Consider the following 11,218-nt stretch of genomic DNA (forward strand, 5'->3'; position numbering starts at 1 on the left):
CACCTCGCTCGTTCGTTGTCCATCACACCAATCAACTCGAAAATTCGAGTGATCAGCCAGCGAGTTGACCAACGAAGGGGTTCGCGAAGGTGAAGAACAGAGCGATACCAACACCGATCATGGTCACGGCGTCGAGCAGGCCCGCAACGATGAACATTTTAACTTGCAGCATTGGAACCATTTCCGGCTGACGCGCAGCGCCTTCCAGGAATTTGCCGCCCAACAGGCCGAAACCGATTGCAGTACCCAGTGCGCCCAGGCCGATCAACAGTGCAACAGCGATAGCGGTTAGACCAACTACAGTTTCCATCTTTCCTCCCGACTTTTACGTCGTATTGGTTAGGTTTTTTTAATTGAAGCGGTAAAACAAAATCGTTTCTACATCAGCCCTTGCGGGCACCGCCCCGCCGATGGCGAGACGGTCATCAGACACGTCCTGAGACTAATCTCAATGGTTATCTTCGTGAGCCATCGACAGGTAGACGATGGTCAGCATCATGAAGATGAACGCTTGCAGGGTGATGATCAGGATGTGGAACACAGCCCACGCCCACTGCAGCACTACACCCAGACCGCTGAGCCACAACAGACCGCTGCCGAACATCACGGCGATCAGAATGAAGACCAGCTCGCCAGCATACATGTTGCCGAACAGACGCAGAGCCAGAGAAATAGGCTTGGCGATCAGCGTCACGAATTCCAGCAGGAAGTTGACCGGGATCAACAGCGCCTGAACGAACAGGTTCTTGCTGCCGAACGGGTGAAGGGTCAGTTCGCCGATGAAACCGCCGATGCCCTTGACCTTGATGCTGTAGAAAATGATCAGTGCGAACACAGACAGGGCCATGCCCAGCGTGGCGTTCGGGTCAGTAGTCGGAACGGCACGGAACGGAATGTGCTCGTCGCCCGAAATCAGCATAGCCAGCTGCGGAATCCAGTCCACCGGTACCAGGTCGACCGCGTTCATCAGGAAAACCCAGACGAAAATGGTCAGGGCCAGTGGCGCGATAACCGCGCTGCGGCCGTGGAAGCTGTCTTTCACGCTGCCGTCGACGAAATCGACCAGAACTTCGACGAAGTTCTGCAGTGCGCCAGGCTGACCGGAAGTTGCCTTCTTGGCCGCCATGCGGAAGATCAGAACGAAAATCAGACCCAACGCAACCGACCAGCCGAGGGTATCGACGTGGAAGGCCCAGAACCCCATTTCCTTGGCTTCTGCTGCGGTGTGGGCAAAGCCCCATTCGCCATTGGGCAGGTGCCCGAATGTAAGGTTCTGCAAGTGGTGCTGGATATAGCCCGAAGCTGTTTGCTCTGCCATGGTTGCCTCAAACGCCCTAAGGTCTCGAAAGTCTTGTTCTCGTAAGCAGGGGAGCGAACCAGTTGACCACCTGGATCAACATGAACACACCGAATACCGCCAGCGGTGCGAGTGGCTTCACACCTGCGAACGTCAATGCAAAAAGCACTGCCGTGAAAATCAGTTTGCCTGCCTCGCCGGCGTAGAACGACCGCACGATGGCTTGCGCTGCTCTGGCCCCGGAAAACCGGAATGCCTTGTGAGCAAAGTATAAATTGGGTAGCCAGGCTATCAGGCCTCCACAGAGTCCCGAATATCCTGCAACGACTCCTTGCCACTGCCACAGCACCAATGCGGCCATGAGCAGCACTATCAATTGAGCCAGCAATAGCGGAAAAACCGCCAGGCGATAGAACGGCAAACGGTCTGGCATGCGGGATTCCATCGCAACTGCTCCTTTGATGTCGGTCGCCATAATCAATAACTTGGCATAATTTGTGCCGACAAAATGCGCGCAGAGTATAGGGGCGGTTAAGCCCCTATTCAACAGTCGGGTAGTGATTTCCGACTATACGCTACAGAGCAATTGTTTCAGCGGATGTGAGCGAGCACTCCTTGCAGCTCATCCAGCGAGTTGTATCGGATGACCAATTGGCCTTTGCCCTTCTGTCCGTGGCGAATCTGCACCGCAGAGCCTAAACGCTCGGCCAGACGCTGTTCGAGGCGGCTGATATCAGGGTCGGCCTTGACTGGTTCGGCAGCCTCCGGCTTACCGCTCAGCCACTGCCTGACCAGTGCTTCAGTCTGGCGCACGGTAAGCCCGCGTGCGACAACATGTCGCGCACCTTCAACCTGCCGATCTTCGCTCAGACCGAGCAAGGCGCGTGCATGCCCCATTTCCAGGTCGCCGTGGGACAGCATGGTCTTGATGGCTTCAGGCAAGGCAATCAGGCGCAACAGGTTGGCCACACTGACACGTGACTTGCCGACGGCATCCGCCACCTGCTGCTGGGTCAGTTGAAACTCCTGCTGCAGGCGCTGTAGCGCCATGGCCTCCTCGATAGGGTTGAGGTCTTCGCGCTGAATGTTCTCGATCAACGCCATCGCAATCGCGGTCTCGTCCGGAACATCACGGACCATCGCCGGGATTGTCTCGACACCTGCCTGCTGGCTGGCACGCCAACGGCGTTCACCGGCGATGATTTCAAAGCGGTTGTCGCCGATAGGCCGAATCACGATCGGCTGCATCACACCCTGTGACTTGATCGACTGCGCAAGTTCTTCGAGCGCCTGAGGATCCATGTCGCGGCGCGGCTGATACTTGCCGCGCTGGATAAGGTCCAGCGGCACATGCTGCAACTCACTTGGCGGAGCCTTGACGGCCTGCTCTTCCAGCGAACTGACGGTTGGACTGCTCAGAAGCGCGTCCAACCCACGTCCGAGACCTCGTTTCTTGACGGCCATGGGAATTCCTTAGGTTGGCTGAGCGGTTTTTGCGCCGCGACGTTGACGACGAACCAGTTCACTTGCCAAGGCCAGATAGGCCAGCGCACCGCGAGACGATTTATCATACGCCAGCACCGGCATGCCGAAACTCGGCGCCTCGGCCAGCCTGATATTCCTCGGGATCACCGTGTCGTACAACTGCTCGCCAAAGTGTTCCTTGAGCTGTGCCGAAACATCGTTGATCAGGCTCAGACGCGGGTCATACATGGTGCGCAGCAAACCTTCGATTTTCAGCTGCGGATTGAGCAGTTCAGCGATGCGCTTGATGTTATCCACAAGGTCGCTGAGACCCTCGAGCGCGAAATACTCGCACTGCATGGGGATAATTACCCCGTCTGCCGCAACCAGCGCGTTCAGGGTCAGCATCGACAACGAAGGTGGGCAGTCGATCAGAATGTAATCGTAATTTTCGCGGATCGGCGCCAGCGCATTGCGCAGACGACTCTCTTTCATCTGCATTTCCAGCAGAACCACTTCACCCGCCGTCAGGTCACGGTTGGCCGGAAGCAGTTGATACCCGCCGTGTTCGGAAAACTGCATGGCCTCGCCCAGATCGCATTCGCCGATCAACAGGTCATAGACCGAATTTTCCAGATTATGTTTATCCACACCGCTGCCCATGGTCGCATTGCCCTGGGGATCGAGATCGATCAACAGCACACGGCGTTTGGTCGCGACCAGCGACGCAGCGAGGTTGATGCATGTGGTGGTCTTGCCGACCCCACCTTTCTGGTTCGCTATCGCGAATACCTTAGCCATTCTTGCTTGTGTTCCCCGTCATGCCGTGCGGCGCAGTATCAGCAGATGGCGTTGGCCTTGGCAACCCGGAACGGTCAAGGCTTGTGCGCTATCGAGGTGAAAATCCGAGGGCAATGCTACCAGCTCATCGTCAGGATGCAGCCCTTTCATTGCCAGCCAGCGTGTATTCACGTCGCCCATATGGCGAGTCCAGCCCGTGAAGTCTTCAAGGCTGCTGAATGCCCGGGAAATGATCCCGTCGAACGGCGCATCAGGCTGATAGTTTTCTGCACGGCTGTGGATAACTTCAAGATTATCCAGTTTCAGCTCCAGTTTGACCTGTGTCTGAAACCGGGTCTTCTTGCCGTTGCTGTCCAGCAGCGCCACTTTGCGCTCCGGAAACAGGATGGCCATGGGAATGCCAGGCATCCCACCGCCGCTGCCGACGTCGATCCAGCGTGTACCTTCGATGAAGGGCACCACACTGAGACTGTCAAGCAGATGCCTCGATACCATTTCGTCCGGGTTACGGACCGCAGTCAGGTTGTAGGCCTTGTTCCACTTGATCAACAACGCCAGATACGCCAGCAATTGCTCGTGCTGCGCCGGACTGAGGTCGATTCCCAATTCCCGGGCACCGGTGGATAACTCTTGGGCCTGTTGCGGGGTGACCATAGAACTCAAGCGCTTTGCTCCAACTGACGGCCCGCGCCGCGTTTTTTCAAATGAATCATCAACAGCGAAATAGCCGCCGGCGTAACGCCAGGAATGCGCGAAGCCTGTCCGAGTGTTTCTGGCCGAGTTATCCCCAGCTTGCTCTGGATTTCTTTCGACAGGCCGGATATCGCGGCGTAATCGATGTCTTCCGGCAGACGCGTGTCTTCACTGGCGCGCAGACGGGCGATTTCGTCCTGCTGGCGGTCAATGTAACCGGCGTATTTTGTCTTGATCTCGACCTGCTCGGCTACCTGAGGGTCAGTGCAGCCCTGCCCGGTAAGGGCAATCAGACTGGCATAGTCGATTTCCGGACGGGTCAGCAGGTTGAGCAGATTGTATTCGTGGGTCAGCGGCGTGCCAAAGTGCTCTGCAATCGCATCGCCCTGCGCGGTACCCGGGCGCACCCAAGTACTTTTCAAGCGCTGTTCTTCCAGCTCGATGCTTTCGCGTTTGGTGCAGAACGCAGCCCAGCGGGCATCGTCGACCAGACCCAGTTCGCGGCCTTTTTCGGTGAGTCGCAGGTCCGCGTTGTCTTCACGCAGGATCAACCGGTATTCGGCCCTGGACGTGAACATCCGGTAAGGCTCTTGCGTACCGAGCGTGATCAGGTCATCGACCAGAACCCCGATATACGCTTCATCCCGACGCGGGCACCAGCTGTCGCGACCTTGAGCGCGCAGTGCAGCATTGGTCCCGGCCAGCAAACCCTGGGCACCGGCCTCTTCGTAACCGGTTGTGCCGTTGATCTGACCGGCAAAGAACAAACCACCGATGACCTTGGTTTCCAGGCTGTATTTCAGATCACGCGGGTCGAAATAATCGTATTCGATGGCGTAACCAGGACGAACGATGTGTGCATTCTCCATGCCGCGAATCGACTGGACGATCTGCAGTTGCACGTCAAATGGCAACGACGTGGAGATACCGTTCGGATAAAGCTCGCGCGTGGTCAACCCTTCTGGTTCGATGAAGACCTGATGGCTTTCCTTGTCGGCAAACCGATGAATCTTGTCCTCGATCGAAGGGCAGTAGCGCGGGCCAATCCCCTCGATCACGCCGGAATACATTGGCGATCGATCAAGGTTGGACGCAATGATTTCGTGAGTCCGGGCGTTGGTGTGGGTAATCCAGCAACTGACCTGCGGCGGATGTTGTTCTTTGGAGCCCAGGAACGACATCACCGGAATCGGCGTATCACCCGGTTGCTCGGTCATTACCGAGAAATCGACCGAGCGGCCATCAATGCGTGGCGGCGTCCCGGTTTTCAAGCGACCTACCCGCAGTGGCAGTTCACGTAAGCGGTGAGCCAGTGCGATCGATGGAGGGTCGCCTGCGCGTCCGCCAGAGTAGTTCTGCATGCCGATGTGGATAAGTCCACCCAGGAATGTACCGGTGGTCAATACAACCGAATCGGCAAATATGCGCATCCCCATTTGGGTCACTACACCGCGCACCTGGTCCTGTTCGACGATCAGGTCATCACAGGCTTGCTGAAATATCCACAGGTTCGGCTGATTTTCCAGCGTTTCGCGGATGGCTGCCTTGTACAGCACGCGATCTGCCTGAGCACGAGTAGCCCGTACAGCCGGGCCCTTGCGACTGTTCAGCACACGGAACTGGATGCCACCCTTGTCAGTAGCCATGGCCATCGCACCGCCAAGGGCGTCGATTTCCTTGACCAGGTGACTTTTGCCAATGCCACCGATGGCCGGGTTGCAGCTCATCTGGCCGAGCGTTTCCACGTTGTGCGTCAGCAGCAGGGTTTTGACACCCATGCGCGCCGACGCCAGTGCGGCCTCGGTACCGGCATGACCGCCACCGATGACGATCACTTCAAAACGGGAAGGGAAATCCACCACGCACCTCGTGCCTGTTGTCGATGAGAAATTGGGATAGCTGACAAGTATAGGGACTTACCCCACCTGAATGAAACCCGTTGGACAAAATTTAACCAGCTGTGGGAAACTCACGAATAAAGAAAATAAAAAGGAAAGAAAGTTTATAAAGCCTTGTTTTTATGTTTATTCTTACTGAGCATGATTTCTGTGGATAGATCTCTACAAGCCTTTATATTCAATGTGTACAGAGAATCAAAAGTCTGTGTTCATGTAGGGATGAGGGGTTTGGATAACCGACTTGAGCCTGTTGATAAGATAGCCACTTGTCCACAGGGCAGTTTATCTTCAGGTTTGCACCCTGCTTACCCACCGAGCTGAAGGGCAGTTATTCACAGGGCTTAATCCGCATAAAAACGCCCAGTCAGCAAAAATCAGGCGCAGAAAATCGCTTCGCCGAGGATTTTTGTTCGGCAAATTCAGCATGTGGGGAACGGTAGTGGGGAAATGGCAGACCGTGTGGATAATGACGCGGCTAAAAAGCGTCTTGTGATGCCTGAAAAGGCATGACCCCGGTGCGGGTCACGCCTGACTTCATTCAGCGGTAGTCACTTGCCAATGCAGAAGCTGGAGAAGATTCTGCCAAGCAAGTCGTCGGAGCTGAATGCGCCGGTAATCTCGCCAAGCGCTTGTTGTGCCTGACGGAGGTCTTCGGCCAGTAGCTCTCCAGCACCTGCCAGGGTGAGTTGAGCCCTGCCGTGCTCCAGCGAGTCACTGGCATGGCGCAGTGCCTCAAGGTGGCGTCGACGTGCGCTAAAGCTGCTCTCCGAGGTTTGCTCATAGCCCATGCAGGCCTTGAGGTGCTCACGCAGCAGTTCAAGCCCCGCGCCCCCTGACCTGGCGCTCAGGCTGATAGTGACGTGGCCATCTACGCTGGTTTGCAGATCGATGGGGTCTCCACTCAAATCTGCCTTGTTGCGGATCAGCGTGACTTTCGCCGGATCCGGACGTTGCTCAAGGAACTCCGGCCACAGAGCAAACGGGTCGGCAGCCTCGGGTGCCGTTGCATCCACAACCAGCAGAATCCGGTCAGCTTCACCGATGGCCTTGAGTGCGCGCTGCACGCCGATCATTTCCACCTGATCCTGGGTATCACGCAGACCTGCTGTGTCGACGACGTGCAACGGCATTCCATCGATGTGGATATGTTCACGCAACACATCGCGCGTAGTGCCGGCAATCTCGGTGACGATGGCCGCTTCTCTGCCCGCCAAGGCATTCAGCAAGCTGGATTTGCCCGCATTGGGACGCCCGGCAATCACAACGGTCATCCCGTCGCGTAACAAGGCACCCTGCCCCGCTTCACGCAGCACTGTGGATAACTCGGCACGTACGTCATCGAGCATGTTCAGGACATGGCCATCGGCAAGGAAGTCGATTTCCTCCTCGGGGAAGTCGATTGCAGCTTCCACATAGATGCGCAAACTGATCAACTTCTCGGTCAAGTTATCCACACGCCGCGAAAAAGCGCCCTGCAACGAGCGCAGTGCATTGCGCGCTGCCTGTGCAGAACTTGCCTCAATCAAGTCAGCGATGGCTTCTGCCTGGGCAAGATCGAGTTTGTCATTGAGGAACGCACGCTCACTGAATTCTCCCGGCCGTGCCAGGCGGCTACCCAATTGCAGACAGCGCTGCAGCAGCATGTCCAGAACGATGGGGCCGCCGTGGCCCTGAAGCTCAAGTACGTCTTCGCCGGTGAATGAGTTGGGCCCCGGAAAATACAGCGCGATCCCTTCATCGAGGGTCTGTCCGGCTTCGTCGACAAAAGGCCCGTAATGGGCAAACCGTGGCTTTGGCGTCCGGCCAATAATGGCTTCAGCAGCCTTGCTGGCCAAAGGACCTGACACCCGGACGATACCGACACCACCACGCCCTTGGGCTGTGGCGATGGCGGCAATGGTTTCACGAGGAACGTTCATGCTCCGGCTCCCGGACAAATGACGGATAGCAAAACGCCCCACGAGGGGGCGTCTTGTAGAACTTATTCACAGGTTAGATCAGGCAGCTGCTTTCTTGGTAGCCGCTTCGATCTTGCGAGTGATGTAAGCCTGCTGAGCGATCGACAGGGTGTTGTTTACAACCCAGTACAGAACCAGACCGGCAGGGAACCACAGGAAGAAGAACGTGAAAATGATTGGCATCATTTTCATGACCTTGGCCTGCATTGGGTCCGGCGGAGTCGGGTTCAGACGCTGCTGGATGAACATCGTCGCGCCCATGATGATCGGCAGGATGAAGAACGGGTCCTTGATCGACAGGTCGGTTATCCACAGGATCCAGGGAGCCTGACGCATTTCCACACTTTCCAGGAGTACCCAGTACAGCGAAAGGAAAACCGGCATCTGGACAAGAATCGGCAAGCATCCACCCAGCGGGTTGATCTTTTCTTTCTTGTACAGCTCCATCATTGCCTGGGACATCTTCTGGCGATCATCGCCATGTTGTTCCTTCAGCAGTGTAAGCTTGGGAGCCACGGCGCGCATGCGTGCCATCGACTTGTAGCTGGCTGCGGACAACGGGAAGAACAGGCCTTTGATCAGCATGGTCAGAACAATGATCGACCAGCCCCAGTTACCGAGAATGGCGTGGATATGTTGCAGCAGCCAGAAGATAGGCTGGGCAATGAACCACAGGAAACCATAATCGACGGTCAGCTCCAGACCTGGGGATAACTCTTTGAGTACCGCCTGGCTTTTTGGACCTGCGTACAGGGTAGCGCTGGTTTCAGCTTGTGCACCGGGTGCAACCGACAGAGTCGGGCTGGTGAAGCCGATGATGTAGTTGCCCTGGCTGTCTTTGCGGGTCTGAACAGCGTTGGTGGCGTTGTGATCCGGAATCCACGCAGTCACAAAGTAGTGCTGCAGCCATGCCACCCAACCGCCCTGGACAGTTTCCTTGACCTGACCCTTGTCGATATCTTTCATCGACACTTTCTTGTATGGCTCGGCCGCAGTCCACAGGGCAGCACCCAGATAGGTGGCTGTACCGGTAGCAGTCGTCGAAGAAGGATCGGAGCTGGCATCACGCTTCAATTGCGCGAACAGATTACCGGCCCAGGGTTGTGCGCTCTGGTTATCCACAACGTAGGTCATGACCAGATCGTACAGACCGCGCTTGAAGGTGAAGCGCTTGATGTAGTTGACGCCGTTTTCCGAGAACTTCAGATCCACGACCATCGTGTCCTGGCCGTCAGCCAGTTGATAAGTCTTTTGTGTGGAGGTGTAAACCGGACGACCGGCAGCGCGTGCATCAGGACCATTGGTCCCGGTCAGGCCGCTTTGTGCCAGAAAAGTACGCTCGCCGCCGTTGTCGAACAACTGAAACGGAACGTCAGGACGATCCTGACGACGCGGGTACAGGGGCAAACGAAGCTGAACGACGTCGCCACCCACCGGATCGATCGCCAGATCGAGCACATCGGTCTTGACGTGGATAAGGTCTTTGCTGGCTACGGCCGGAGTTTCAAGAGGTGCTGCAGCCGTATTGGCCGTAGCGCTTGCGCTTGGAACATCGGCACTTGCAGAACCATTAGTACCAGCAGCCGTATCCGGAATACCCGGTGCGGTGGTGCTGGCTGCAACATTCTGGGTCGGCATGGCAGCCTGGCCATAGTCTTGGTTCCATTTCAGAACCCCGACGTAGGTCACGATTGCCAGGGCGACGATCAGGATCGTGCGTTTAATATCCATGATTACTCGGCCATCGAAGAAGAACGGGAGGTGGGGACAGCTGGAACCGGGTCATAACCACCGGGATTCCATGGGTGACAGCGACCCAGGCGACGAATTGACAGCCAGCCACCGCGCAAAAGGCCATGATTTTCGATGGCTTCATACGCGTAGCAGGAGCAACTGGGGTAGAAACGACAGTGACTGGCCATCAGCGGGCTAATGGCATAGCGATAAAACTGGATCGGAACGAGTGCCAGTTTACGCATCTGGACTGTCTACCCCTGCAGGTTCGGATTTTTCTTCCGGAATGGGTCGGCTACGCGCCAGACGTTTCCAGAGCTTGCCGAAATGCTGAATCAGTTCAGGGTTTTCTACGTCACCCAAACCTTTACGCGCGACGATAACGATATCCCAACCGACCAAACTGTCTTGGTGTTGGCGAAATGATTCGCGCATCAGGCGTTTCAAGCGATTGCGCTCGACGGAGAGCTTGACGCTCTTTTTACCTATCACCAGCCCCAGGCGGGGATGATCAAGGTCGTTGTTGCGCGCAAGGAGCAGGAGATTTTTCCCCGGAACCTTGCCGGTAGGGGAGTCAAAGACTGCCTTGAAATGCCGGGGAGTCAGCAAACGCTTTTCCCGACTGAAGTCTCGACTCACCTCCTGTGCCGATTTATCAAACTGCCAGACGCTTACGGCCTTTGGCACGACGACGCGAAAGGACTGCGCGGCCGTTTTTGGTGGCCATGCGTGCACGGAAACCGTGGGTGCGGGCGCGCTTGATAGTGCTGGGTTGGAAAGTACGTTTCATGGCGTGTTACCTGGTTCGTCCACTACGGGCCGGAATGGCCCCCGTTTTAAGAGACCGGGGATTCTAGAGAAAGCAGGCCCGCAGGTCAATTTCCAACCAGCTTTTCTTCATACGCGTCTTTTATAGGTAATTTCCCGCTGGCACTCGATTTGGAGCAGTCGGGCTCGTATCAGTTATAGAAATAAAAAGAAGAGAGTATTTAAAGCTTCTTTATAAAGTTTATAGCTCTTACGTAGTCGTTTTCTGTGGATAACATCCTATAGCCCTTTTAATTCAATGTGTACAGCGAAAAGAAAGGTTGTCCAGAAGCGGTGCTTTGCCTGTGCCACACGTTCGGAAAAGCTGTGCATGGAATGCGGTTTTATCCACAGGCGAGTTATGCACAGAGTTTAGCCCTGACTTATGCAATGGGCTGAAGATGGGTTATCCACAGAGCTCACGATTTGACCGTTTGTCGTGTGACCACTGCATAAATCGTTGATTTATAGCTGCCTGTGAGCAACCTACATGTGGATAAGTCGTCTGCGGATCGTTACAATGGCGGCTGTTTTTGCCTCACCGGCTTTCAACTCAGGGGATATCC

General features: G+C 55.9%; 12 protein-coding genes. All 12 read right to left on the reverse strand.

Annotated elements, in window-relative coordinates:
• Positions 1-52 precede the first annotated feature (52 nt).
• Positions 53-310: a F0F1 ATP synthase subunit C gene (atpE, locus tag AC4ANE_RS27615; RefSeq protein ID WP_002555987.1), complete on the reverse strand. Its 258-nt coding sequence runs from the start codon at positions 308-310 to the stop codon at positions 53-55.
• A gap of 138 nt (positions 311-448) precedes the next feature.
• Positions 449-1,318 carry a F0F1 ATP synthase subunit A gene (gene atpB / locus AC4ANE_RS27620; RefSeq protein ID WP_002555988.1) on the reverse strand — a complete coding sequence of 290 codons (870 nt, stop codon included), beginning with the start codon at positions 1,316-1,318 and terminating at the stop codon, positions 449-451.
• 16 nt (positions 1,319-1,334) lie between these two features.
• Positions 1,335-1,742, reverse strand: coding sequence for a F0F1 ATP synthase subunit I (locus tag AC4ANE_RS27625; protein ID WP_002555989.1), 408 nt, complete (start codon positions 1,740-1,742; stop codon positions 1,335-1,337).
• A gap of 146 nt (positions 1,743-1,888) precedes the next feature.
• Positions 1,889-2,761: a ParB/RepB/Spo0J family partition protein gene (locus AC4ANE_RS27630; RefSeq protein ID WP_002555990.1), complete on the reverse strand. Its 873-nt coding sequence runs from the start codon at positions 2,759-2,761 to the stop codon at positions 1,889-1,891.
• 9 nt (positions 2,762-2,770) lie between these two features.
• Positions 2,771-3,562, reverse strand: a complete 792-nt coding sequence (locus tag AC4ANE_RS27635; protein ID WP_002555991.1) for a ParA family protein — start codon at positions 3,560-3,562, stop codon at positions 2,771-2,773.
• Between the two features lie 18 nt (positions 3,563-3,580).
• On the reverse strand, positions 3,581-4,225 hold the full coding sequence (gene rsmG / locus AC4ANE_RS27640; protein WP_460408645.1) for a 16S rRNA (guanine(527)-N(7))-methyltransferase RsmG: 645 nt from the start codon (positions 4,223-4,225) through the stop codon (positions 3,581-3,583).
• Complete coding sequence (mnmG, locus tag AC4ANE_RS27645) at positions 4,222-6,114, reverse strand: tRNA uridine-5-carboxymethylaminomethyl(34) synthesis enzyme MnmG (protein ID WP_002555993.1); 1,893 nt, start codon at positions 6,112-6,114, stop codon at positions 4,222-4,224. Before mnmG ends, rsmG begins: the two co-directional genes overlap by 4 nt.
• A 587-nt stretch (positions 6,115-6,701) precedes the next feature.
• The gene (gene mnmE / locus AC4ANE_RS27650) at positions 6,702-8,072 is read right to left on the reverse strand and encodes a tRNA uridine-5-carboxymethylaminomethyl(34) synthesis GTPase MnmE (protein ID WP_002551311.1); all 1,371 of its coding nucleotides are present in this window, start codon (positions 8,070-8,072) and stop codon (positions 6,702-6,704) included.
• A gap of 78 nt (positions 8,073-8,150) precedes the next feature.
• Complete coding sequence (gene yidC, locus AC4ANE_RS27655) at positions 8,151-9,842, reverse strand: membrane protein insertase YidC (protein ID WP_460408646.1); 1,692 nt, start codon at positions 9,840-9,842, stop codon at positions 8,151-8,153.
• A gap of 2 nt (positions 9,843-9,844) precedes the next feature.
• Complete coding sequence (gene yidD / locus AC4ANE_RS27660) at positions 9,845-10,090, reverse strand: membrane protein insertion efficiency factor YidD (RefSeq protein ID WP_002551313.1); 246 nt, start codon at positions 10,088-10,090, stop codon at positions 9,845-9,847.
• Positions 10,083-10,484: a ribonuclease P protein component gene (gene rnpA / locus AC4ANE_RS27665; RefSeq protein WP_002551314.1), complete on the reverse strand. Its 402-nt coding sequence runs from the start codon at positions 10,482-10,484 to the stop codon at positions 10,083-10,085. The genes yidD and rnpA overlap by 8 nt, the downstream gene beginning before the upstream one ends.
• 16 nt (positions 10,485-10,500) lie before the next feature.
• Positions 10,501-10,635, reverse strand: a complete 135-nt coding sequence (rpmH, locus tag AC4ANE_RS27670) for a 50S ribosomal protein L34 (protein ID WP_002551315.1) — start codon at positions 10,633-10,635, stop codon at positions 10,501-10,503.
• Positions 10,636-11,218 lie beyond the last annotated feature (583 nt).

The organism is Pseudomonas sp. Pme6b (assembly GCF_058129925.1).

Coding starts and splice junctions, on each gene's coding strand:
- AC4ANE_RS27625 (WP_002555989.1), bottom strand. CDS start 1,742: ATGGAATCCCGCATGCCAGACCGTTTGCCGTTCTATCGCCTGGCGGTT.
- atpB (WP_002555988.1), bottom strand. CDS start 1,318: ATGGCAGAGCAAACAGCTTCGGGCTATATCCAGCACCACTTGCAGAAC.
- yidC (WP_460408646.1), bottom strand. CDS start 9,842: ATGGATATTAAACGCACGATCCTGATCGTCGCCCTGGCAATCGTGACC.
- AC4ANE_RS27635 (WP_002555991.1), bottom strand. CDS start 3,562: ATGGCTAAGGTATTCGCGATAGCGAACCAGAAAGGTGGGGTCGGCAAG.
- yidD (WP_002551313.1), bottom strand. CDS start 10,090: ATGCGTAAACTGGCACTCGTTCCGATCCAGTTTTATCGCTATGCCATT.
- mnmE (WP_002551311.1), bottom strand. CDS start 8,072: ATGAACGTTCCTCGTGAAACCATTGCCGCCATCGCCACAGCCCAAGGG.
- atpE (WP_002555987.1), bottom strand. CDS start 310: ATGGAAACTGTAGTTGGTCTAACCGCTATCGCTGTTGCACTGTTGATC.
- AC4ANE_RS27630 (WP_002555990.1), bottom strand. CDS start 2,761: ATGGCCGTCAAGAAACGAGGTCTCGGACGTGGGTTGGACGCGCTTCTG.
- rpmH (WP_002551315.1), bottom strand. CDS start 10,635: ATGAAACGTACTTTCCAACCCAGCACTATCAAGCGCGCCCGCACCCAC.